This is a genomic window from Halanaerobium sp. MA284_MarDTE_T2, from assembly GCF_003337245.1.
In the GTDB taxonomy this organism is placed as follows: Bacteria; Bacillota; Halanaerobiia; order Halanaerobiales; family Halanaerobiaceae; genus QPJE01.
This window is the reverse complement of the sequence record NZ_QPJE01000001.1, coordinates 184094-208886: the sequence shown is the minus strand read 5'-3', so window position 1 is coordinate 208886 and position 24793 is coordinate 184094. Positions and strand designations below refer to the sequence as shown.

At 33.6% G+C, this 24793-nt stretch carries 22 protein-coding genes and 2 tRNA genes; 20 read left to right on the top strand and 4 right to left on the bottom strand.

Going from position 1 to position 24793, the window contains the following annotated elements:
• Positions 1-45: 45 nt before the first annotated feature.
• From DFR78_RS00995 to DFR78_RS00980, 4 genes are read left to right on the top strand one after another with little or no spacing between them, the layout of a single operon-like run.
• The gene (locus tag DFR78_RS00995; RefSeq protein ID WP_114456974.1) at positions 46-1335 is read left to right on the top strand and encodes a M18 family aminopeptidase; all 1290 of its coding nucleotides are present in this window, start codon (positions 46-48) and stop codon (positions 1333-1335) included.
• A 31-nt stretch (positions 1336-1366) separates the two neighbouring features.
• Entirely contained in the window at positions 1367-2572 is a 1206-nt protein-coding gene (locus DFR78_RS00990; protein WP_233486928.1) for a MalY/PatB family protein, read from the top strand.
• Between the two features lie 4 nt (positions 2573-2576).
• Positions 2577-3386, top strand: a complete 810-nt coding sequence (locus DFR78_RS00985) for a M55 family metallopeptidase (protein ID WP_114456972.1) — start codon at positions 2577-2579, stop codon at positions 3384-3386.
• 48 nt (positions 3387-3434) lie between these two features.
• The gene (locus tag DFR78_RS00980) at positions 3435-4664 is read left to right on the top strand and encodes an NAD(P)/FAD-dependent oxidoreductase (RefSeq protein ID WP_114456971.1); all 1230 of its coding nucleotides are present in this window, start codon (positions 3435-3437) and stop codon (positions 4662-4664) included.
• Between the two features lie 38 nt (positions 4665-4702).
• On the opposite strand, the gene DFR78_RS00975 is transcribed toward DFR78_RS00980, so the two are convergent.
• Positions 4703-5053, bottom strand: coding sequence for a YlbF family regulator (locus DFR78_RS00975; protein WP_114456970.1), 351 nt, complete (start codon positions 5051-5053; stop codon positions 4703-4705).
• A gap of 190 nt (positions 5054-5243) precedes the next feature.
• Here DFR78_RS00975 and DFR78_RS00970 point away from each other — a divergent pair, with 190 nt between their 5' ends.
• From DFR78_RS00970 to DFR78_RS00910, 13 genes are all read left to right on the top strand, one after another.
• Positions 5244-5525, top strand: a complete 282-nt coding sequence (locus DFR78_RS00970; RefSeq protein WP_114456969.1) for an acylphosphatase — start codon at positions 5244-5246, stop codon at positions 5523-5525.
• Between the two features lie 49 nt (positions 5526-5574).
• The gene (pncA, locus tag DFR78_RS00965) at positions 5575-6180 is read left to right on the top strand and encodes a bifunctional nicotinamidase/pyrazinamidase (RefSeq protein WP_114456968.1); all 606 of its coding nucleotides are present in this window, start codon (positions 5575-5577) and stop codon (positions 6178-6180) included.
• A 3-nt stretch (positions 6181-6183) separates the two neighbouring features.
• Positions 6184-7323, top strand: coding sequence for a class I SAM-dependent RNA methyltransferase (locus DFR78_RS00960; protein WP_114457029.1), 1140 nt, complete (start codon positions 6184-6186; stop codon positions 7321-7323).
• 17 nt (positions 7324-7340) lie between these two features.
• Positions 7341-8267, top strand: a complete 927-nt coding sequence (locus DFR78_RS00955; RefSeq protein WP_233486927.1) for a DMT family transporter — start codon at positions 7341-7343, stop codon at positions 8265-8267.
• A gap of 1 nt (position 8268) precedes the next feature.
• The gene (locus DFR78_RS00950) at positions 8269-9285 is read left to right on the top strand and encodes an aspartate-semialdehyde dehydrogenase (RefSeq protein ID WP_114456966.1); all 1017 of its coding nucleotides are present in this window, start codon (positions 8269-8271) and stop codon (positions 9283-9285) included.
• 179 nt (positions 9286-9464) lie between these two features.
• Positions 9465-11141: a ribonuclease J gene (locus DFR78_RS00945; protein WP_114456965.1), complete on the top strand. Its 1677-nt coding sequence runs from the start codon at positions 9465-9467 to the stop codon at positions 11139-11141.
• 115 nt (positions 11142-11256) lie between these two features.
• Entirely contained in the window at positions 11257-12039 is a 783-nt protein-coding gene (locus DFR78_RS00940) for an undecaprenyl-diphosphate phosphatase (RefSeq protein ID WP_114456964.1), read from the top strand.
• 36 nt (positions 12040-12075) lie between these two features.
• Positions 12076-14331 carry a DNA translocase FtsK gene (locus tag DFR78_RS00935; protein WP_114456963.1) on the top strand — a complete coding sequence of 752 codons (2256 nt, stop codon included), beginning with the start codon at positions 12076-12078 and terminating at the stop codon, positions 14329-14331.
• Between the two features lie 53 nt (positions 14332-14384).
• On the top strand, positions 14385-15908 hold the full coding sequence (locus DFR78_RS00930; protein ID WP_114457028.1) for an ABC transporter ATP-binding protein: 1524 nt from the start codon (positions 14385-14387) through the stop codon (positions 15906-15908).
• Complete coding sequence (locus tag DFR78_RS00925) at positions 15898-16998, top strand: ABC transporter permease (RefSeq protein WP_233486926.1); 1101 nt, start codon at positions 15898-15900, stop codon at positions 16996-16998. The genes DFR78_RS00930 and DFR78_RS00925 overlap by 11 nt, the downstream gene beginning before the upstream one ends.
• Positions 16988-17914, top strand: a complete 927-nt coding sequence (locus DFR78_RS00920) for an ABC transporter permease (protein ID WP_114456962.1) — start codon at positions 16988-16990, stop codon at positions 17912-17914. Before DFR78_RS00925 ends, DFR78_RS00920 begins: the two co-directional genes overlap by 11 nt.
• 194 nt (positions 17915-18108) lie before the next feature.
• Positions 18109-18888 carry a DUF3388 domain-containing protein gene (locus DFR78_RS00915; protein WP_114456961.1) on the top strand — a complete coding sequence of 260 codons (780 nt, stop codon included), beginning with the start codon at positions 18109-18111 and terminating at the stop codon, positions 18886-18888.
• A gap of 22 nt (positions 18889-18910) precedes the next feature.
• On the top strand, positions 18911-19978 hold the full coding sequence (locus DFR78_RS00910) for a helix-turn-helix domain-containing protein (protein ID WP_114456960.1): 1068 nt from the start codon (positions 18911-18913) through the stop codon (positions 19976-19978).
• A gap of 68 nt (positions 19979-20046) precedes the next feature.
• On the opposite strand, the gene DFR78_RS00905 is transcribed toward DFR78_RS00910, so the two are convergent.
• Positions 20047-20131: transfer RNA gene (locus DFR78_RS00905), tRNA-Tyr, on the bottom strand.
• A 4-nt stretch (positions 20132-20135) separates the two neighbouring features.
• Positions 20136-20211, bottom strand: a tRNA-Glu gene (locus tag DFR78_RS00900).
• 193 nt (positions 20212-20404) lie between these two features.
• Between DFR78_RS00900 and surE the strand changes: the two genes are divergently transcribed.
• The 3 genes from surE to DFR78_RS00885 all read left to right on the top strand — a co-directional run bounded on the left by surE (position 20405) and on the right by DFR78_RS00885 (position 23208).
• Positions 20405-21193: a 5'/3'-nucleotidase SurE gene (gene surE, locus DFR78_RS00895; protein ID WP_114456959.1), complete on the top strand. Its 789-nt coding sequence runs from the start codon at positions 20405-20407 to the stop codon at positions 21191-21193.
• Positions 21186-21755: a class I SAM-dependent methyltransferase gene (locus DFR78_RS00890; protein WP_114456958.1), complete on the top strand. Its 570-nt coding sequence runs from the start codon at positions 21186-21188 to the stop codon at positions 21753-21755. Before surE ends, DFR78_RS00890 begins: the two co-directional genes overlap by 8 nt.
• A gap of 169 nt (positions 21756-21924) precedes the next feature.
• The gene (locus DFR78_RS00885; RefSeq protein WP_114456957.1) at positions 21925-23208 is read left to right on the top strand and encodes a DUF362 domain-containing protein; all 1284 of its coding nucleotides are present in this window, start codon (positions 21925-21927) and stop codon (positions 23206-23208) included.
• A gap of 76 nt (positions 23209-23284) precedes the next feature.
• On the opposite strand, the gene DFR78_RS00880 is transcribed toward DFR78_RS00885, so the two are convergent.
• Positions 23285-24688: an NAD(P)/FAD-dependent oxidoreductase gene (locus DFR78_RS00880; RefSeq protein WP_114456956.1), complete on the bottom strand. Its 1404-nt coding sequence runs from the start codon at positions 24686-24688 to the stop codon at positions 23285-23287.
• Positions 24689-24793: the final 105 nt, after the last annotated feature.

Below are 24793 nucleotides of genomic sequence, written 5' to 3'. Positions count from 1 at the left end.
ATTCAATGTTTTTTTAGGTTTATTAAAAACAGAGGAGGGATTATTATGAACCTGAAAAAAGAATATGCAGAAAAATTAATTTCTTTTTTGAATCAATCACCTACTGCATATCATGCTGCTGCAAATACTGAAGAAAAACTTAAGGCTGCTGGATTTCTTGAGCTGAATCCAGAATCTGACTGGGATCTACTGCCGGGAAAAAGTTATTTTTTGAGCAGGAACAAATCAGCTTTAATAGCCTTTACCATAGGTAAAGATGAGTTGGAAGAGGGGATTAGAATGATTTCCGCTCATACTGACAGTCCATCTTTAAAACTAAAACCAGAACCAATATATCAGAGCAGTGACAATTATATTCTTCTTAATACAGAAATTTATGGTGGTCCAATACTTAATACCTGGTTTGACAGACCATTATCAGCTGCAGGCAAAGTTGTAACAAAGGGGAAATCTACTTTTGAAGCAGAAGTTTCTCTTATTGATTTAGAAAAAAACATAGCTGTAATTCCCAATCTTGCTATTCATCTGAATAGAGATATTAATAATGGTATAAAAATAGATAAGCAGAAAGATTTAAGAGCAGTAATTGATTTAGCAAGCAAAAAAAATCCTGATTATCTGAAAGAAATTATTGCAGAAAAAATTGATAAAAAAATAGATAAAATACTGGATTTTGAATTATTTTTGTACAGCAGGCTGAAGGGAAGTTTTTGTGGAACAGATGATCAGTATATTTCTGCTGGCAGACAGGATAATCTGTCCATGGTACATGCAGGACTTACCGCACTGCTGGAAAGTAAAAATCAGTCGTGTTCTAAAATGCTCATTTTATATGATAATGAAGAGATTGGCAGCAGAACCCGTCAGGGAGCAGATTCTCCTTTTTTGCTTGATACAATAAATAGAATTCTGAAAAGCCTTAATAAAAGTGATGATTTTTACAAAATTATGGAAAAATCTTTTTTGATATCAGCAGATATGGCTCATGCTGTTCATCCCAATTTTGAAAAAAAATATGATGAAACAAATAAACCACTTTTAAATAGAGGATCTGTATTAAAATATAATGCAAATCAGAATTATACCACCAATTCAGAAACAGCTGCTGTTTTAATAGATATTATGAAAAATAATAATATTCCATTTCAGACATTTGCTAATAGATCTAATCAAAAAGGAGGTTCAACTATTGGTCCACTTGCAGCAACTCAGGTAAACATAAAAAGCATAGATATAGGCAGCCCATTACTGGCCATGCATTCTATTAGAGAAATGGGTGGAAGTAGTGATCATTACTATATAATTAAAACTATGCAGAACTTTTATGATATTTAATATTTTTGAATAATTTAGGGAGATGATATATTTGCAGAATTCTTTTGATAAATTTGATAAAATAGTCGAAAGAAAAAATACTTTATCGGTCAAATGGGATAATTGCCAGTCAATATTTAATAATGATGATATTTTACCAATGTGGGTGGCTGACTCTGACTGGAAAACCGTTCCAGAGGTTATTGAAAAATTGAAAAGCAGAGCTGAACACGGAGTTTTTGGCTACTGCTATGCAGATGACAAAATAAAAGAAAGTATTATAAACTGGATAGAAAGAAAATATAACTGGAAAATAAAAAAAGAGTGGATTGTATTTGATACAGGGGTTGTGCCTGCACTTAATTTTACTCTAAACATGATTACAGATCCATCAGACGGAGTTATTATTCAGCCACCTGTATACCGGCCCTTTTTTGAAGCAGTAGATAACAATCACTGTGAACTGATAAAAAATAACCTAATCTACAAAAATGGAAAATATGAGATGAATTTTAATAATCTGCAGAAAATAATAGATGATTATAAAAATAATAATAAAACTGTCAAAGCGGTCATTTTATGTAGCCCACATAATCCAGTAGGAAGAGTCTGGAATAAGAACGAAATAAATAAATTAATAAAAATTGCAGAAAAAGAAAACATTTATATATTATCAGATGAAATTCACTGTGATTTAACATATCCAGGTATCAAACACTTTCCTACCGCACTTATAGGTGAAAATTACAGAGAAAAAATTATTACTTATATGGCTCCCAGTAAAACTTTTAATATTGCAGGACTACATACTTCATATACAATTATTACTAATAAAAAGCTGCGTGATAAATATACTGATATTAAACACGGTTTTTCTTCTGGAAACAGTCCTTTTGGCCTGGATGCACTAAAAACTGCCTATAATAAAGGGGATAACTGGCTTAATAATCAGCAGCATTATTTAAAAGGAAATCTGGATTATACAGCTGATTATTTAAAAAAAGAGATTCCAGAAATAAAATTGATCTATCCAGAAGGAACTTATCTGCTCTGGCTTGACTGCAGAGATTTGGGGTTTGAAAACAATGAAAATTTAATTGACTTTTTCAATAATAAAGCTGAGGTTGGACTCAACCCAGGCATTTGGTTTGGAGAAAGCGGCAGCGGATTTATGAGAATGAATATAGCCTGTCCAAGATCAATTTTAAAAAAAGGGCTGGATAGGATTAATAAGGCTGTTAAAAAAATTAGGGGATGATTTTATGAAAATATATATATCTGCTGATATGGAGGGTATTTCCAGTATAAATTCTGGCGATGAGACATACAGAGAAAATAAAAAATATCCTGCTGCCTGCAGGAAAATGGTTAAAGAAGTTAATAAAGTAATAGAATATCTGCAGGCTGAAGGGGTTAATGAAATCCTGGTCAATGACTCACATGGTGATATGAAAAACATCAAACGCAGTGAACTTTCTTCTGCAGCTGAATTAATTACTGGTAATGAAAAATCACTGAGTATGATGGAAGGTATAGATGAAAGCTTTGATGGTGCAATTTTTGTGGGTTATCACGCGCGAGCTGGAACATCTGAAGCAATTTTAGATCATACTTATACAGGTAAAATACATAATATTAAAGTCAATGGAAAATTGATGGGCGAAATAGGAATTAATGCCAGGATAGCAGGATATTTTTCTGTGCCTGTAATTGCTGTGACCGGTGATCAATCTGCTATCAGAACTGCAAAAAGTGAAATAAATGATCATATTGGAATAATAGTTAAAAAATCTTTGGGCAGAGAGTGTGCTATAGTATCTGACTTTTCCGCAGTAGCTAAAAAAATAAAAAGTGGAATTTCTAAAGCAATATCCCAAATAGATGAATTTAAACCAACTATGGAAAAAGGAGAAATTAATTTTGATGTTGAATTCAGCAAATCAATATTTGCAGAGAGAGCAGCTGTAATACCTGGTATTGAAAAACTAGATACGAGAACAATTAGAATAAAAGATGAAGATTATATAGATGTCTTTAAACTATTTAGAGCAGTTATTAATATAAACAGCTGACTAATTTAAAAATATGCTGAATAACAGCAATTTTGTAGGAGGATTAATTTGAAAAAGATAATTATTATCGGCGGTGGACCAGCAGGTATTATGGCTGCACTGCAGGCTGTTTCTAATAACAGTGATGTAAAAATAATAGAGAGAAATAAAAAACCTGCTCAGAAAATTCTCTATACAGGAAAAGGCCGCTGCAATATTAGTAATTATTCGGATATTAATGTACATATAAACAATATAGTTGATAATGCCAGATTTTTATACAGCTCTCTTGCTGAATTTGATGCTTATTCTTTATTTTCCTTTTTTTCCAAACTTGGTTTTGAACTAAAAATAGAGCGAGGCAACAGAATATTTCCAGCTTCTGATCGAGCCAGGGATGTTCAAAATATATTAATAAAAGAACTTAAAAAGAACAATATTGCCGTAATAAATGATTTTGCTGAAGAAATAACTGTAAAAAACAAAAAAGTTGCCGGAGTTAAATTAAAAAAAAGAGGTTACTTAAAGGCAGATAAAATTATACTCGCAGCTGGTGGAGCTGCTTATCCTTTAACAGGTTCAGATGGTAACGGATTTGCGTCTGCTGAGAAATTAGGCCATACAATTATTACTCCAAAACCTGCCTTAGTACCGCTGCGCACACAAGAAAAGTGGATAAAATATTTAAAAGGTTTAAAATTAAAAAATACTGCTGTTTATGTATACGGCAACAGTGGAGAAAAAATATATGAAGATTTTGGGGAAATGGAATTTATAAAAGGTGGAATTTCCGGCCCGATTGTTCTGTCAGCAAGTATGTATATTGATTTCAGCAAATCTCCAAAATACACATTTTCAGCAGATTTAAAACCTGCTCTAACTACTGAACAGTTGAATAAAAGACTGATTAGGGACTTTAAAAAATATGGCAGCAAAAAATTTAAAGACGGTCTTGATGCTCTACTACCACAGAAACTGATACCAACTTTTGTAGAATTATCAAAAATTCCATATGATAAAAAGTGCAGCCAGATAACTGTATTGGAAAGAGAAAAAATTGTTCATCTGCTAAAGAATTTTAATTTAACAATAACGGACAAATTTAGTTTTTCCAGAGCTATTATAACAAGGGGAGGAGTATCTACTGCAGAAATCGATCCTCAGACTATGGAATCAAATTTGATTAAAAATCTCTATTTTGCAGGAGAAATAATAGATTGTGCAGCTTTAACCGGTGGCTTTAATCTGCAGATTGCCTTTTCAACAGGCTATAAAGCAGGCAGAAACGCAAAAGAATAGCCACAGCTAAAAAGCTGTGGCTTTATATTCAGCATGAGTTATTCAGCATTTTCTTTGTCATAATTCTGCAGTTTGTTAGTAATAACCTGATTTACAGAATTCATCAACTGATTAAAATGTTTCTGTGCTTCATTAAAATCAGAGATAAGTTCGTTTTTTTGCATTTTTTGTTCCATTGCAGCTAATTCTTGCTGCTGATCCTGAGTTATCTGCTTACCATTCTGCTGCATCATCTGTACCTGCTGATATTTGGCATTTAACTCATCTAACATTTCTTTTGCCTCACTATCTTCTACCATGTTAGATTCCTTTTCTTTCAGGTCCTGAAATTCTTTTGATTCTACAATTGCATCTGCCAGTTTTTCGGCATGATTCATTACTGTTGCCATTATTTCACCTCATTTTTTAGTTTTATCAACCAATACTTATGTTAACATCTGCATAAGCCAATGTCAAATTAGCAGTATTCGATAAAAAAATAGAGTATAATAGAGCTAAAAATATCTTAAAATCTTATTTGCATATATAATAAATTTTTGATTATAATAGATTAAAGAAAAGCTGATGGAGGTGTATTAATTGAGCAGTAATATTGTTCAGAAACACATTTTTGTATCAGGACGAGTACAGGGGGTTGGTTTTAGAGCCTTTTTGCGCAGTCAGGCTGCCGGACTTAAAATAAAAGGATGGGCTAAAAACCTCCGTGATGGCAGAGTAGAAATAGTAATTCAGGGAGAAAAAGAAAAAATAAAACAGATGATTTCTTTTATTAAAGAAGGACCTTCATTTGCAGATGTTAAGCATATTGAAATTCAGGATGAAAATCTCGGTGAATTTGAACAGTTTGAAATAAGATTTTAAAAACAAAATCTTAAATATCAAGATACAGATTAAAAGGGAGGGAAAAACTTTGCGTAAAGCCTTATTACTTGTTGACCTTCAGAATGATTTTTATGAAAATGGTAATCTTGCAGTTTCTGAAGCATCTAAAATTAATCCTGCTGTAAATAAACTGCTATCTAATAATAGTTATAATATTGTTATAGCATCACAGGACTGGCATCCTGCCGGCCACAGGAGTTTTGCCTCCACTCATAATATGGAAGCATTTACACCTTATGAAAAAGAAAAGGGAATTGGTCCTGTACTATGGCCTGATCACTGTATTCAGGGCACATATGGGGCTGATTTTCACCCGGATATAGATAGCAATAAATTTGATTATATACTGCGTAAAGGTACCGAAAATGATGTTGACAGTTATTCTGCATTTCAGGATAATGATGGTACAGACCTGGGCTTAAATGGACTGTTAAAGGGATTAAATATTAAAGAAATAGATATCTGCGGCCTTGCATTTGATGTCTGTGTAAAATATACGGCTTTAGATGCAGTAAATAATAATTTTAAAACAAATATATTTCTACCGGCTGTAAAAGCTGTAGATAAAAAAAATTTTAATCAGCATGCAGATGATTTAAAAGAAAATGGTGTTAATTTAAAGAGGGAGGTTTAATTGTTGGATGATATATTAATCACAGCTACAAGTACTTTTGGAATGGAAGCACTTGTAAAAAAAGAAATAAAAAAATTAGGATATGAAATTACTGAAGTAAAAAACGGTAGAACAACTTTTAAAGGAGATCTAAAGGCAGCAGCAGAAGCCAATCTCTGGTTGAGAACAGCAGAAAGAGTATTAATTAAAATGGGAGAATTTAAAGCGGAGAACTTTGATCAGCTTTATGAAGGAGTAAAAAATCTTCCCTGGAGTGAGTGGCTTCCTAAAAACGCTGAATTTCCTGTCAGTGGAAAATCTATTGATTCAAAACTTGACAGTGTACCTGCCTGTCAGTCTGTCACCAAAAAAGCTGTCGTAGACAGTATGAAAGAAAAATATAATATCAGCTGGTTTGAAGAAGATGGAGCAGAATTTCCAATAGAAGTGGCACTTTATAAAGATAAAGCAGTACTTACAATTGACACTTCTGGAACAGGACTCCACAAAAGAGGCTACAGAAAAGCTTCTGTAGCAGCTCCCCTGCAGGAAACTATTGCAGCAGGTATGATTTATCTAAGCAGATGGGACAGAGATCGCATACTGATTGATCCTTTTGCTGGATCAGGTACCATACCTATAGAAGCTGCCATGATGGCAAAAAACATTGCACCAGGTTTAAATAGGGATTTTGCAGCAGAAAAGTGGTCCATCTTTGAAAATGGACTCTGGGGGAAAGTAAGAAAAGAGGCTGAAGAAAAAATAAACCATTCTGCAGATGCTAGATTAATAATGGGATATGATAGTGACCCGGATTCTGTAAGTGCAGCGCGTTATAATGCTGAGAATGCTGGAGTATCTGATCTGATTCACTTTCAGGAAAAAGATTTTAAAGACTTTTCTACAGGTCGAAAGTACGGCTATATTATCTGTAATCCACCTTATGGGGAAAGGCTGTCAGAACGTAAAGAGGTAGAAGAACTTTACCGTCAGATGGGAGAAAAACTTCTTCCTCTTGAAACCTGGTCCTATTATATTCTATCATCACACTCTAATTTTGAAGATATTTTCGGAAAAAAAGCCAGCAAACGACGCAAACTATACAATGGTGGTATAGAATGTCAGTATTATCAATATTACGGCCCCTGGCCGCCGAGAAATTAGTTGAAAGGAGCTTAATTTTGTTTAAAAATATAAAATCATATTTACCTTATATTTCAGGCTCTATTTTCAGCATAATATTCGGATTTTCGTTTTTGTTCACCAAGGAGGGACTGGAGATAATATCTCCTTTTCACCTGCTTGGTTTTCGTTTTGCACTTGCAGCAGTTTCCCTGACTATTTTAAAAATAGCTGGATTTATTGATATCAGCTTTAAAGGAAAAAATATTAAAATGCTGTTAGTTCTGGCACTGTTTCAGCCCGGCCTTTATTTTATATTTGAAACAAGTGGAATAATGTATACTACTTCTTCAGAAGCCGGAATGATGATCGCACTAATTCCTGTTATTGTAACTATAATAGGTGCCATTTTTTTAGATGAAAAACCCACTTTCAAGCAGATATTATTTGTCATACTATCTGTGGCCGGTGTGTTATTTATAGTATTAAACAGAGGCAGCAGTAAAATAGAAGGTAATTTTTTAGGACTGGCTTTATTATGTGGTGCTGTTACTGCAGGTGCCTTATACAATGTCCTTTCGCGAAAATTATCACTACATTTTCGTCCGGTAGAAATTACTTATATTATGATGTGGTTTGGAGCCATATTATTTAATCTTATATCTTTAGTTAATAAAAATTTTTCTTTAAGCAATTATTTTACTCCATTAACCAATATAAAGGTGCTAAGTGCTGTTATATATCTTGGTATATTTTCATCAGTAATTGCATTTTTTATGATGAATTACACTCTTTCGAGAATCAATGCAGCTCAGGCTGCTGTATTTGCCAATTTAACTACAGTTGTCTCAATAATTGCCGGTGTTTTTTTTAGAGATGAAAGTTTTTATTTCTTTCAGGGTATTGGTGCTTTTATGATTATACTTGGAGTTTGGGGAACAAATTATTTTGCAAAACCTGTAAAATTAAAGAAGGAGGAATTATAATTTGAAAAATTATAATATAGCTGTAGTTGGTGCCACTGGACTTGTTGGCAGAGAAATGCTTAAAATTTTTAAAGAAAGAAATTTCCCGATAAATACTCTCCGCTTATTTGCTTCCAGCCGCTCTGCAGGAAAAAAATTAGAATTTTTAGGGAAAGATATAATAGTAGAAGAGGTAGAGGAAAATTCTTTTAAAAATATCGACATAGCACTTTTTAGTGCAGGCAGCAGTGCTGCTGAAGAAATTGCACCTCTAGTTACAAAAAATGGTGGTGTAGTTATTGATAACAGCAGTGCTTTTAGGATGAATAAAGATGTTCCATTGGTAGTACCTGAAGTAAACGGCAGTATACTTACTGATAAGGTGTCAATAATTGCTAATCCAAACTGTTCTACCATACAGATGGTAGTTGTTTTACAGCCACTATTAAAAAAATATGGTCTTAAAAGACTGGTTATAAGTACATACCAGGCTGTTTCTGGAGCCGGTAAAAAGGCAGTAGATGAACTGCTTTCTCAGAGTAGATCATTTTTAAATAATGAAGAAATTAAAAAAGAAAATTTTAACCATCAGATAGCGTTTAATTCTATTCCTCAAATTGATGATTTTTTGGAAAATAATTATACAAAAGAAGAGATAAAAATGGTAAATGAAACCAGAAAAATTTTAAATGAGAACAAACTGTCCATTACAGCAACCTGTGTAAGAACTCCTGTAATATTCGGACATGCTGAATCAGTTAATGTGGAACTTAAACGCGAATTTGATCTTGAGGAATTAAAAAATGAATTAAATAATTTTAAAAATATTAAAGTAGTAGATAATCCAGAAAAAGAACTTTATCCTTTGCAGACTGATACTGAAAAAACAGATAAAATTTTGGTGGGACGTATTAGAAGAGATTATTCTCAAAAAAATTCTGTTAATCTCTGGATAGCTGCTAATAATCTCCGCAAAGGTGCTGCTTTAAATACTGTTCAGATTGCTGAATACTTAATTGAAAATAATTTAATAAGTTAAGAAAACTATTTGGCCACTTGTTTTTTTATCATCATCAATGTATAATAGTAATAACGCTTTGAGAACGGATATGTATTATTTTGTCGTTAATTATATTTTATTTTAAGTATGGTAGTTGTTGTTTTAATTTGATGAAAATGTTTGTTTTTTAAATATTTTGGAGGTGTTTTGTTTTATAAATGAGTAAGAAAAATAAAATAAGTGAAGTTACGATGACTCCTCTCGGTGGAGTGGGAGAGATTGGAAAGAATATGATGGTACTTGAAATCGGGGATGAAATGTTAATTGTAGATTCAGGTGTTAAATTTCCGGAAAATGATCTTTTAGGGATTGATCTAGTTATTCCTGATTTCAGTTATGTCCTGGATAATAAAGACAGGGTTAATGGAATTGTTTTAACACATGGACATGAAGACCATATAGGAGGACTCCCATATCTGCTTAAGGATCTGGATGTCCCTGTTTATGGAACTAAATTAACTCTCGGTTTTCTGGAAGGGAAGTTAAAAGAACATCAGCTGTTAAAGGATAGAAGGCTCAAAGTTGTGCATCCAGGTAAAAAAATCAATGTCGGCAGTTTTACTGTAGAGTTTGTACGGGTAAATCACAGTATTGCTGATACATGTGCACTGGCTCTTCATACTCCTTTAGGTCCAATTATCTATGCAAGTGATTTTAAATTTGATCAGACTCCTATAGATGGTGAAGTTGCTGATTATCACAAACTTGCAGAACTTGGTGATAGTGAGCAGGGGGTGCTGGCCCTCTTTTCTGACAGCACCAATGTTGAAAGAGAAGGATATACTCTTTCTGAAAGAGTTGTCGGTAAAACAGTAGATGAAATTTTTAGAGGGGCGCGAGAAAGGATTATTGTTGCAACATTTGCTTCTAATATTCACCGTGTACAGCAGGTTGTAGATGCGGCTTTTAAATATGATAGAAAAATTGCCTTTACCGGCAGAAGTATGATAAACAATGTTGATATTGCCCGTCGACTTGGATATCTGCAGATTCCTGATGACATGATTGTAGATATTAGAGAATGTTCAAATCTGCCTGACAGTAGAGTTACACTGCTTACAACAGGGAGTCAGGGAGAACCTATGGCTGCTTTAACTAGAATGGCAAGAGGTGATCATTACCATATAAATATTAAAGATGGTGATACAGTTATGATCTCTGCTTCAGCAATACCGGGCAACGAAAAATTTGTAGGTGAAACTATAAATAAATTATTTAAGCGCGGAGCAAATGTTATTTATGAAAATGTATCCGGTGTCCATGTTTCCGGACATGCCAGTCAGGAAGAACTTAAGTTAATGTTAAATCTTGTTAAACCAAAGTTTTTTGTGCCAACACATGGAGAATTTAGACATCTTTACAAACATGCAGACCTAGCTGAGAAAAATGGTATACCTAAAGAGAATATCTATATTGCAGAAATTGGTGATAAAATTAAATTTACTGACAGTTCGGTCAGTAAAGAGTGCAGTGTTCAGTCCGGGGATGTTCTAATAGATGGTCTTGGTATTGGAGATGTCGGAAATATTGTACTGAGAGACAGAAGACTTTTATCTGAGGACGGTATTATCATTGTTGTTGTTACAATCGACAAAAAAGGTAATATACTTGCTGGACCGGATATTATAACAAGAGGATTTGTTTATATTAGGGAATCTGAAGAACTAATCGAAGCAGCAACACAGCGTGTTGAGGATTCTCTAAAAGAATGTGAAGAAAAAAATATTACAGAATGGTCTGTGCTTAAAAATACTATCCGCAATTCATTAAATAATTATATATATAAGAAAATTAAGAGAAATCCAATGATTTTACCAATAATAATGGAAGTATAATTATTTTGATTTTAACCAGCTGCTTAAAAACAGCTGGTTTTATATGTTTGCACATATTTACTGCATAATATAGAATAATAGATAAGTAAATAAATTTTGAGGAGTTGGAGAATAAATGTCATTTTTTCAGGCAGTTTTTTTGGGATTAATACAGGGATTAACAGAATTTTTGCCTATCAGCAGTTCAGGTCACCTTGTATTATTTCAGTATTTTTTTCAAATAAAAGAAAAGCAGATGCTTTTTAATGTTTTTTTACATTTAGGTACACTCATACCAATTTTTATTATTTTTTGGACTGAAATAAAAGAAATATTATTATTAAAAAAAAATCGACACAGAGAAACTATTTTTATTTTATTGGCAGTAATACCAACAGGAATTATCGGCATTTTATTTGAAGATTTTTTTGAAAGCTTATTTTCCAATCCTATTGTAACAGGATTTATGCTAATAATTACTGGAATTATTTTATATATTACTGAAAAATACAGTAGTGGTGATAAAGAGATAGAAAATCTTAAATTCTGGCAGCCTGTTATTGTTGGACTGGCTCAATCAGGTGCAATAATTCCTGGAATTTCTCGTTCTGGTTCTACAATTGCTGCTTCACTTCTACAGGGATTAAACAGAACATCTGCAGCCAGATTTTCATTTCTTATTTCTATACCTGTCATTGCCGGTGCAGGAATTTTACAGCTTAAGGATATTCCTACAGCTGGACTGGGCAGCTTAAATGTTATCCCAATTTTGGCAGGTATTATTTCTGCTGCATTATCAGGCTTTTTTGCCATAAAATTTTTATTAAAAATTTTAAAAGAAGGAAAATTGGTCTATTTTAGTTATTACTGCTGGATAATAGGTATATTTGTAATTATATCTGCAGGATTATTAAAGTAATTAAAGAATTATTATTGATAGAAGGGAGGACTCAGGGTGAGCCGAAACACCAACAACAAAAATCATATAGAAAAAAGAAAAAACGAGATTCTGGGCATTTTTTTTATTACCCTGGGTATAATCAGCGGAATTTCTCTATTAAGCTCTTCAGCAGGAATGCTCGGAAGTTTTATTTCCAGATTATATTACTATTTGCTCGGCTATGGAGCCTATACAGTTCCCATTATTTTTGTATATCTTGGAATTAAATTTATTAAATCGGAAAAAATTAAATTTTCTCTCCGTTCTGCCGGTTTTTTTATAACTATAATAGCTGTAATTAGTATAATAAATTTAACTGACAGAAATTTTAATAATATCGAACAAGCTGCTGACAGCAGTGGTGGTATTATTGGTCAATCTGTAAGCTGGTTTTTATTTAAATTATTTGGGAAAACAGCAGCATATACAGTTCTTTCAATAGTTCTTTTTACAGGTATACTTCTCTGGTTTGATATATTTTTGGACAGCTTATTTGCAAAAATTAAAAAAGCATTTTTATTTCCATTAGAATTATCTGCAAAAATAAAAAATAAATTTTTAAATGAAGCCGACAGTTTAAAAATATTTTATTATAATACAATGAATAAAATTAAAAATATATCTCAAAGTAGGAAGAAAAAGGAAGATAACAGACAAAAAAATCAAATTAACAGAGATAGTTTAGATATTACAGAAGATACTTCTGAAAGTAGTTTGGAATCTTATAACAATTCTGATGTAATGGAAGAAGAAAATAAAATTAAGCCTAAAAAAACATTATCAAAAAAGAAACTGATTGAAGACTTTGATTTGACAAAAGATCAGTCTAAAAACATTAAAGAAAAGGGAGAAAAAAGAGGAAATTATAATTTTCCGGGGATTTCACTATTAAACAGCAGTGGCAAGAAAAAAATTAAACTTGAAAATAAAAGCAAACTTTTAGAAGAAACTCTGGCAAGCTTTGGAGTTAATGCAAAAGTAATTAATGTAAATCACGGTCCAACAATTACAAGATACGAAATACAGCCTGCTACAGGAGTCAAAGTAAGCAAAATCGTAAATCTATCAGATGATATAGCTCTTGCTTTAGCGGCTCGTGATGTACGTATTGAAGCACCTATTCCTGGTAAAGCTGCTGTTGGAATAGAGGTACCCCACGGTAAAAATGTAAATGTATCTTTTAGAGATGTAATTGCTTCTAATGAATTTCAAAATGCAGATGCACAGCTAACTTTAGCTCTGGGTAAGGGTATAGATGGGGAAACAATAGTTTTTGATCTAAGTAAAATGCCTCATCTGCTGGTAGCTGGTGCTACGGGTTCAGGAAAAAGTGTATGTATCAATACAATGATAAGCAGTATTTTGTACAGATCGCATCCTGATGAAGTTAAGCTGCTGCTGGTTGATCCTAAAAAAGTAGAATTAAATACATATAGAGGGCTGCCCCATCTGCTGACACCAGTGGTAACCGATCCGAAAAAAGCAGCAAATGTTCTAAAACTGGTGGTCGATGAAATGGAAAGCCGCTATGAGCTGTTTTCTGAAACAGGCAGTCGGGGTATAGAATCATATAATAAACAGTGTGAAATTGAAGAAGAAAAACTCCCTTATATTGTTGTCATTATAGATGAACTGTCTGACTTAATGATGGCTGCACCCGGTGAGGTAGAAGACAATATCTGTCGGCTTGCCCAAATGTCCAGAGCGGCCGGCATTCATTTGATTATTGCAACTCAGAGGCCTTCAGTTGATGTAATTACTGGATTAATAAAAGCTAATATACCGAGCAGAATTTCTTTTGCAGTATCTTCTCAAACTGATTCTCGAACTATTCTGGACATGGGGGGAGCAGAAAAACTGCTGGGTAAAGGTGATATGCTTTTTGCCCCTGTAGGAATACAGAAACCGCTCCGCATACAGGGGGCTTTTTTAACAAATGAAGAAATCAATAAAATCACTAATTTTGTAAAAAATCAGGCTTCAGCAGATTATAAAATAGAAACTGAAGATATAAAGGATGTTGAACTTTCTTTAGATGATGAACAGGATGCATTATATGAAGAAGCGGTTAAATTAGTGGTAAAATATAGAGCTTCTATTTCCATGCTTCAGAGGAGATTACATATCGGTCATTCCAGGGCAGCTAGATTAATAGATCAAATGGAAGAAGACGGTATTGTCGGCCCTTATGCTGGCAGTAAACCACGTGAAGTACTAATAGAGGAAGATGATCTGGATCAAATAATAGAAGATAATTTTAACAATATCTAATTCAATTTTGAGGGGGGATTTTAGTGCATGAAGATGCTAATTTTGCAGTTGAAATGATAAATATCACAAAAAGATTTCCGGGTGTCACAGCAAATGATAAAATTAATTTTCAGTTAAAAAAAGGAGAAATTCATGCTTTACTCGGGGAAAATGGTGCAGGAAAATCAACATTAATGAAATGTCTTTATGGACTTTATCAGCATGATGAAGGTCAGATATTTATTAACGGCAAAAAAGTGGAGATAAGTTCACCCAATATTGCAATTAAATATGGAATTGGTATGGTTCATCAACATTTTATGCTTGTACCTCCATTTACAGTCGCTGAAAATATTGTACTGGGTAGTGAACCTACAAAAAATTTTATGATAGATCGAAAAAAAACTGTTGAAGAAGTTAATTCTCTTTCAAAACAGTACGGATTAAATGTCGATTCTCAGTCAGCTGTACAGGATATCTCGGTTGGAATGCAGCAGAGAGTTGAAATTTTGAAGGCCCTCTACAGGGGAGCAAATATACTAATACTAGATGAACCAACAGCAGTTTTAACACCCCAGGAGGTAGATGAACTAATAGATATAATGAAGAGCCTAACAGATGAAGGAAAATCTATAATTTTTATTACCCATAAGCTTAAAGAAGTTAAAGCTATTGCTGATAGAGTTACAGTAATTAGAAACGGAAAATTAATAGATACTGTCTATACTAAAGATACTACTACTAATGAACTTGCGAAAATGATGGTTGGAAGAGAAGTAATTTTAGAAGTTGATAAAGATAAAGCAGAACCGGGGGAAGTCATTCTTGAGGCTGCTGATCTGTATGCCAAAAACAATAGAGGTCTTACTGCTTTAAATGGGTGTTCTTTTAATGTACATAAAGGGGAAATTCTGGGGATAGCTGGTGTTGAAGGAAACGGTCAGAGTGAGCTCACTGAAGTTTTAACAGGTTTAAGAAAACTAGAAAAAGGTGCTGTAAAATTAAAAGGAAAAAATATTTCCAGTTTTAGTACTAGAGATATTATTGAAAATGGTGTGGGGCATATTCCTGAAGACCGTCAGAAAAGAGGACTTGTACTGGAGTTTACTATTTTTGAAAATTTAATACTTGGTAATCATTACAAATTCCCTTATGCAAAAAATGGAAAAATGAATTACAATAAAATTAAGGCATCTGCCCGAAAATTAATTAAAGATTTTGATATTAGGACTCCTAGTGAAAATGTAATGGCAAAATCTCTTTCTGGAGGAAATCAGCAGAAAGTTATTCTGGCAAGAGAATTTGCCAGAGATCCTGATCTTCTACTGGCTGCACAGCCAACAAGAGGTGTTGATGTAGGTGCAATAGAATTTATCCACAGCAAATTAATAGAACAGAGAGATGCAGGAAAGGCAGTTCTTCTTATATCTCTGGAACTTGATGAAATTCTTTCACTTTGTGATAGAATTGCAGTTATATATGAAGGTGAAATTGTTGATATCCTTGAGCAAGAAGAAGCCACAGAAGAAAAACTTGGTCTAATGATGGCCGGAGCAGAAAATGATAAAGCTAAGGGAGATGATACAGATGGCCGATAATGATAAAATAGTGGCAGAAAAAAAAGAAGAAAACCGCTATTATAAATGGTTGGCCAGTATGATTATTCCTGTACTGGCTGTTATTACAGGCCTTTTAGTCGGTGCTATATTTATGCTTGCAATTGGAAGAGACCCTGTCCAGGCTTATATTGTTCTTTTTAACAGTGCGTTTGGCAGTTTAAACGGATTTGCAGAAACACTTGTTAATACTACACCACTAATTTTTACAGGCCTTGCGGTAGCATTTGCCTTCCGCACAGGACTTTTTAATATTGGTGGTGATGGTCAGTTTTTAATCGGATATATCGCATCTACCTGGTTGGGCTTTTTCTTTCAGCTGCCTTTATTTATACATCTTCCTCTGGCTCTACTTGGTGGAATGGTAGCAGCAGGACTGTGGGGAGGATTTGCAGGTTTACTTAAAGCAAAGCTGGGCGTACATGAAGTTATAACAACTATTATGATGAACTATATAGCTTTATATCTTGTCTCTTATTTAACCGGTGGTCCACTAAAAGCAAGTGGATTTATGCCGGCTACTCCTAAAATAGCTGATACAGCCAAACTAATGCGTCTGCTTCCTTTTGGAAGATTAAATGCAGGTTTTATTGTGGCTCTTGTTGCTGCTTATATAGTTTATTATATTTTGTGGAGAACAACTTTAGGTTACGAAATTAGAGCTGTTGGATTAAATCCTAATGCAGCTGAGTATGGAGGAATTAAAGCTGCCAGAAACATGATACTGGCTATGTTTATAAGTGGATGTCTTGCCGGTCTGGCAGGTGTAACCCAGTCACTTGGTTTGGAATTTAGAGCCTACCAGCCTTTTGGATTTATTGGTTATGGTTTTACAGGTATAGCAGTTGCACTGCTGGGTAAAAATCATCCTGCTGGTGTGGTCCTGGGAGCATTTCTCTTTGGTATACTGCAGCGGGGGTCAATGCTGATGCAGAGTATTGCAGGAGTTCCAAAAGAAGTAATTGAAATAATACAGGCAATTATTATACTCTTTGTAGCTGCAGAATATTTATTTACACTTCTTTCTAATAGAATTAAAAAATACAGAAAGGAGACTTCAGATGTTAATTAATAATATTATTTCTTTATTGAATACAAGTTTAAGAATGGCAGCTCCACTTATACTAGCAGCTCTGGGAGGAGTTTTTTCCGAACGGTCAGGTGTTATAAATATTGCCCTGGAAGGTATTATGCTCATAAGTGCATTTATGGCTATGGTAGGCTCTTATCTAACTGGAAACCCATGGATTGGGGTATTGGCCGCTGTATTTTTTGGTGGTCTTGTAGCAGCAGTACACGCCTTTGTTTCTATACATTTAAAAGCTAATCAGGTTGTTAGCGGTACAGCTATCAATATTTTTGCAGCAGGAGTTACAAGCTTTATGCTGAGGGTTATGTTCGAAAGTGCGGGCCAATCTCCAAGTGTTACTAAAGTTAAAGACTGGACTCTGCCGATAATTAATGATATCCCCATTTTAGGAGATATTCTGGGCAAACATACACCATTTGTATATATATCTTTAATTCTGGTTGTATTTTCTTACTGGCTGCTGTTTAAAACACCATTTGGCCTCAGGGTTAGATCTGTAGGAGAACATCCTGCTGCAGCAGACAGTGTTGGTATAAATGTCTACAAAATTAGGTATATTGCTGTAATTATGAGTGGACTTTTTGCCGGCCTGGCAGGTGCAAGCCTTTCGATTGGACTGCTTGATCTTTTTGTAGAAAATATGACATCAGGTAGAGGATTTATTGCTCTAGCGGCAATGATTTTTGGTAAGTGGACACCTCAGGGAGCACTGCTGGCTGCCCTTTTATTTGGATTTGCAGATGCATTACAGATGCTGGCTCAAACAATGGGATTATCATTTATTCCTAGGCAGTTTTTACTGATGGCTCCATATATTCTTACAATACTGGCCCTGGCAGGGGTAATAGGTAGTGCCAATCCTCCTGCAGCAGATGGAGAATCATATGAAAAAGAATAGCGGTTTTAATTTTCCAAACACTAAATTCAATATATTAAACAAAAAAGAGTTCCCCGAAAATTATTTTTATAGTTACAAAAAAGTTTCGTCATAAATAAGATTTTTAAATTCATCTAAAACTAAAAAATGGGGAAACTTTTTATTAAAAAAGGTATTTGTATTTTCTTATAGAATTTAATAATGGAGGAGTCTCTATGTCAGTATATTTTTTAGAATATAAGATTATAAAAAACAGAACTGGATTACTGGGAGATGTTGCTTCACTGCTGGGATTAATGGATATTAATATACTGAAAATTGCCAGTATAGAAGGTAATCTAAGAGGATTTTTGATTGAAATTAAAAATGAAAAACAAAAAAATATAATAATGAATTCTCTAAAAACCGTAAAAAATATAGATTTATGTTCAATTCGAAAACCATCTCTCAATGATTTTTTGGCAATGAAACACGGCAAAAAAATCATTTCCAGAAAAACAGATATTTATGAAAACAAAAATTATTACCGTTTTCAAAAAACAGACCTCGACCTTTTAATTGATTTTTTAAGTGCTCATTTAAAAACTAAAGACTCCTGTTTTATTGGTTTAATAGGTGAACCAAGAGTAGGAAAAACAGAAACAGCAATAAGTGCTTCAGTTCACGCAAATAAATACTGGCAGCTTTTATCTACAACTCTTTTAAGAAAAATAACACGAACAAGAATCTCAGATGATTATCTTAATAAAAATTTTGTTTTTATTATCGATGCTCTTACAACTTTTCACCGCTCACGTGCAGAACATATTAAATTTATAAAAAATATTCTGGAAAAAAAACTTTTACTTATTATAGAACATCCGGATGTTCTGGTAAGAGAAAGCAAATATACCTGGTTGGATTTTGATTTTTTAATTGAAATTATTAATCCAGATCACAGCAGTAATGACAAAAACAGATATCTGCACAATTATTCAAGTTTTGACATAGGTTAATAATTTTGAAGGAGGCTAAAAATTGGAGCTTGGGACATTATTAAAAGAAGCTAGAATGGAAAAAGGCCTTACTCTAGATGATATTAAGGAGCAGACCAAGATCCGCAAAAAATATCTTGAAGCAATAGAAAATAATAATTTCGATATTATACCTGGAAATGTTTATGTAAAGGTTTTCATAAAAGGCTATGCAAGACAGGTAGGTCTTGACTACAGTTCTTTAATAGAAGAATACGAAATTTTAAAGGAAAACAGTGAAGCTGATACATCGTTCAACAAAGATCTTCTACCAGATGGAAAATTTAAATATCAGCCCTTCCACAACAAGAAAAAATCAAAATTTTTAAAAATTATAATCATAATATTTATTTCACTTTTTGCGGCAGCTACCGCCTTTTTTATATATCAGTATTTTTTTCTTTCGGATAGTATTAATAATGTTGTTAATAATATGTCAAACAGCAGTCAGTATACTGTTTCTGAATCAAATGACAGTACTAATAACATATCGGAAGAAGAAACCATTTCTCCCTCAGCTGCTGAAGAGAGCAGCTTAAATGAGCTAAATATAGTTGATCCACAGAAAATACCGGAAGAAAGTGAAGAAAGTACGGATTCCGATGGTAAAAATAGTACAAATACTGAAGATAGTGTAGAAAATAGTGAAAATGAAACACTGCTTACAGATCAAAAAACAGTTTCAAAAACTGAAGAGACTGCCGTAAATGAAGAAACCGCTGTCAGCAGTACTGATAACACAAACCAGCTTAATTTAGAAGAACAGCAAACTACTGATTCAGAAATAACAGATAAAACATTAGAACTTCCAGTTATAATTAAAGCATCAGATTTAGCATGGGTTAGGGTAGATGTTGATGGAGAAAATATTTTTAGAGGTCTGTTAAAAGAAGGAGATAAAAGAAAATTTTTTCCTAATGATAATCTATATATAAAAATTGGTAATGGTGCAGCTGTAACAGCTGAAGTTGAAGGAACAGACTACGGTCCCTGGGGCGGTAGTGGTGAAATTGCTGAAGCTGAAATAAAAATAAAAGATGGAGAAATAACAGTTGATAATCTTCGTGATTAAATATTGTTCATTAAAATTGTTCATTAAAAAAAAGACCACATTTTTAAAGGTGTTCTTTTTGTTTAAAATGGTGGAGGGGAAAGGATTTGAACCTTTGTAGGCATCGCCGGCAGATTTACAGTCTGCTCCCTTTAACCACTCGGGCACCCCTCCATATTGGCACCCTCAAGGGGATTCGAACCCCTGCCGCCAGGATGAAAACCTGGTGTCCTGGACCCCTAGACGATGAGGGCAATCTTTTTTTCGTAAGCACATGAATTAGTATATATTAAATAAATAAATTCGTCAATTGTATTTATTTGCTTTTTTTAATCTTTATATAAAATAAAATCTTTTATACTCCGTTTTAAATAAATATTCACCATAATATTTCATGTTTTAATCTCAAAATATAAATTAACGATATATTTGGAGTGAGGTGGTAAAATGAAAATACTATTAACTAATGATGACGGTATTTATGCTGATGGAATTACAGAATTAGGAATAAAACTGGTAGATGAAGGACATACTATTGTGCTTGTGGCACCGGACAGAGAACGAAGTGCTTCAGGTCATGCAATAACAATTAACGACCCCCTGCGTGCCAGAAAAATTGTGCGATCAGCTCTTCCTGATGTGCCATTATTTAGAGTGAGTGGAACTCCAGCTGATTGTGTAAAACTTGCTTTAGAAAAACTGATAAATTTTGAACCTGATTTAGTAATTTCCGGCATTAATCATGGTCCAAATCTTGGTTTTGAAATTTTCTATTCTGGAACAGTTTCAGCGGCCATAGAAGGATGGATGCTTGGTTATCCTTCTATGGCAGTATCTATGGCATATAATGAAGAAAATAATTTCAAAAAAGCTGCCGAATATATTGCAAAATTTATTAAATCAAAGGATGTATTTAAATTAAACAGCTGTTTTTTGATGAATATAAATTTCCCAGAAAAGCTTGATGATAACAGTAAAATTTGCATTACAAAATTGGGTAAAACCCTTTACAGTGATACATTCGATGAACGTACTGACCCAATGGGCAATACTTATTACTGGCTGTCAGGAAGTAATAAGGATATAAAAGATGATGGAACTGATATTGCAGCCTATTTATCCGGAAATATATCTATTACCCCACTGAAAATTGATTTAACTGACAGCAAGCAGTTGATTTACCTTCAAGAAAACTTTCTGAAAAACTACAGAAAGGGAAGTGAAAATCATGAATAATGATTTTTTGACACCGGTAGAATTTTCTCATTTTCTTTTAAATAAACATGTTCAGCCGGGAGACACTGCTGTAGATGCAACTGCTGGAAATGGTTATGATACTCTATTTCTGGCAGAATTAGTTAAAGAAAAAGGTACAGTTTACTCTTTTGATATTCAGGATGAAGCTGTTGCAAACACTATTAAACTACTTAATGATTATTCTTTTTTAGATCGAGTTAGGATATTTAATGACAGTCATGAAAATATAGATAATTATCTTGAAGAGACCAATGTATCGGCTGTTATATTTAATCTTGGATACCTTCCGGGCGGAGATAAAACTATTAAAACTAAAGCTTCTTCTACAGTTACTGCAGTAAAGAAAAGTATGAATTTTTTAAAAAAAGGTGGTATAATAGTTTTAGTAGTCTACAGTGGACATAGAGGAGGAGTAGAAGAAAAAGAAGCTGTCTTAAACTTTCTTAAAGATCTTAATTACAAAAGATATAATGTTATTAAGTATTCTTATCTTAATCAACCTGATTTTTCACCGGAATTACTTGCTTTAATAAAAAGGTAAAATTTTTACTGAATAAACTTTTTTGCTGATGTTTTTCACATACAAAGATGAGTGTGGTTGTATGTCTTTTTATTCTTTCACTTAAAGAGGGAGGTGAAAATAGGAATAAATACTGCTTTATATTTAGTTGTCGAAAAATTCTAATAACATAACTAGAAAGGGGATTAAAATGAGTACAGATGTATCTATTGTAAAAGTTGATAATTTAAAAGGTAATAAAGAATTTATAGACGGCCATTTTGAAAGACATGAGCAGGATATTAAAGAGATTAAAGATTCTTTGCGAGAAGTTATTAGCCTTGCTGTTGGAGATATTGATAATCTTATTAAAAAGGGTGATAGAGTTTTAATTAAGCCTAATCTTGCTTTTTTAGCTCCACCAGAAAGTTTTTCTGTAGTTGATCCACGAGTAATAGAAGCACTGGTTTCTTTTCTAAAAGAGGAATCTAAAGCAGGTGAAGTCTGGGTTGGAGACAATCCATCACTAGGTAAACATGTCGGAAGAGCAAGACCTGCATTTAAAGCAGCAGAAATGGAACAGGCTGCTTATAGAGGTGGTGCTGACAAAGTCCTATATTTTGATGAAGAATCTTCAATAGAAGTTGATATTCCAATGGCTAAAGTATTTAAAAAAGCTTCTGTGTTTAGACCTATTCTGGATGCTGATGTACTAATAAATCTTCCCAAAATGAAAACTCATTTGGGTGGAACGGTTACTTTAGGACTTAAAAACTGGCAGGGCATTATTCCCAATGTTCATCCATCAGGTCAACAGCAGGATACCCATAGAATTGATCTAGACCAGAAGATTTCGGATCTTTTAAGAATAAGAAAAGCTGACCTAACTTTAATAGACGGTATTATTGCTATGGAAGGGCAGGGTCCCCATGCCGGCACTCCAAAAGAAATGAATTTACTTATAGCCGGACAGGATACTGTAGCAGTTGATGCTTTAACTTCTTATATAATGGGATATGAACCACATGAAGTTCCTTCCACTCAGATTGCTTTTTCAGAGGGTTTAGGAGAAATGTGTCTTGATAAAATTAAAGTTAAGGGAGTATCTGCTGAAAGTGTAAGAACATTCTTTAAAAGACCAGCCAACAATCCTGTTGGCCTTATCCCTGGAATAAATGTTTTAATTCAGCAGACATGTCCTGGCTGTTATAAATATATCCGCGGTGCTTTAGACAGCTTTAAGCTGGATATTGATACTAAAAAATTTGTGGAAGAAAAAGGAGAGACACTAATAATTGCTGGAGGGGTTCCATCATTAGATTATACTGATGCAGAAGGAAAACATCTTTTTGTGGTAGGAGACTGCTGGAAAAAGTTTGAGTCCAGAGAAGAAGTTGAAAAAGCAATGAAAGCTGCAAAAACTGTGACAGAATATCCTGGCTGTGCACCAATATATGTTTTTGCTCAGCTTAATACTGATCTGCAGGCACTGTAATATTGAACATAAAAAAGAGGGGTAGCTTACCCCTCTTTTTTTAATAATTCCAATTATAAATTATTTGAACTTTATTTTATATAAATTTTTTAGCAAGTTTAGAAATAAAACCAGAATTAGTTTTACCCATCATCCATTTTTCTGCAACTCGCTTATTCATTAAAGAAATAGTTGGGAATGAATGCTGTGTCATCATAATATCAAATAGTCCAATATCATGCTGTATGGCCAGAATCCATTCATGTATCAATTCACTTGCAGCTTCCCCAACAATGGTAGCTCCAAAGACTTTTCCTTTTGAATTTGTAATAACTTTGACAAAACCTTCAGGTTTCCCATCTGCAATCGTTCTACCATAATCAGAATAATTTTCTTTTACTATCTGATAATCCAGACCTTTTTCTTCAGCTTCTTTTTCTGTAACTCCAACCTGAGCTATTTCGGGTTTTGTAAAAACAGACCAGGGTACTAAAAAGTCATCATAATTAAACTGTTTTATTGGAGTAGGATTAATGGCATTCATTAAAGCAATCATCCCCTGATGCATTGCTGCATGTGAGAGGAGAGCTTTTCCATTACAATCTCCAACTGCATATATTCCCTTAACATTTGTTTCCAATCTTCGGTTAACTTTTATTCCACCTTTACCGTATTCGATTCCGGCATTTTCGAGATTTAAAGAATCCAGTACTATTTTTCTACCTGTAGCAACAAGAATTTCATTAGATTCAAAAACTCCAGCCTCAGTATGTATAATTATTTTCCTATCTTTTTCTTCCACTTTATTGATACCTGTACTATTATATACACCAATACCTTCTTTTTTAAACTTTTCTTCCAGCACCCGTCCGGCTTCTTCATCACCAATAGGAACAAGATGATCATCAATCTGAAACATATTTACCTCAGAACCAAGTCTGGAAAAAGCCTGAGCCATTTCTGAACCAATTGCCCCACCACCAATAATGGTTAATTTCTTCGGAATATCCTCCTGTGCAAATATATTTAAATTTGTTAATAGAGATACATCTTTAAGACCTGGAATAGGAGGTACAAGTGGTTCAGTTCCTGTTGCAATAAAAATCTTATCTGCAGTATATCTTTCTCCATCAACTTCTACAATTTTTTTATCAACAAATTTTGCTTCCCCTTTATCTATTATCAAATCAGCTCTTTCAAAGGCTTTCATTGTTTTATTTCCACTTATTTCTCCCACTTTTTCTCTAACAATTTCAAGGGGATTTTCAATTTCAGTATCACCATTAAATTGAATACCGAACTGACGCAAGTTTTCGGTAATTTCATTTACTTCTCCGGCTTTAAGAAGTGCTTTGCTCGGCACACAGCCGTAATTTAAACATTCTCCACCAACCTTATGCTTTTCTATGGCTAAAACATTTAAATCCATATTTGAAGCCATAGCAGTTACTGCCATTCCAGCAGGACCCATACCAATAACAATAAGATCATACTTTTTCATATTATAACCACCTTATTTATATCATTATATTTGGATATTACGATATTATAATAATAATACATAATCTAATTTATTTCAAGTTATACTGCAAAAAAATAGTTTTCT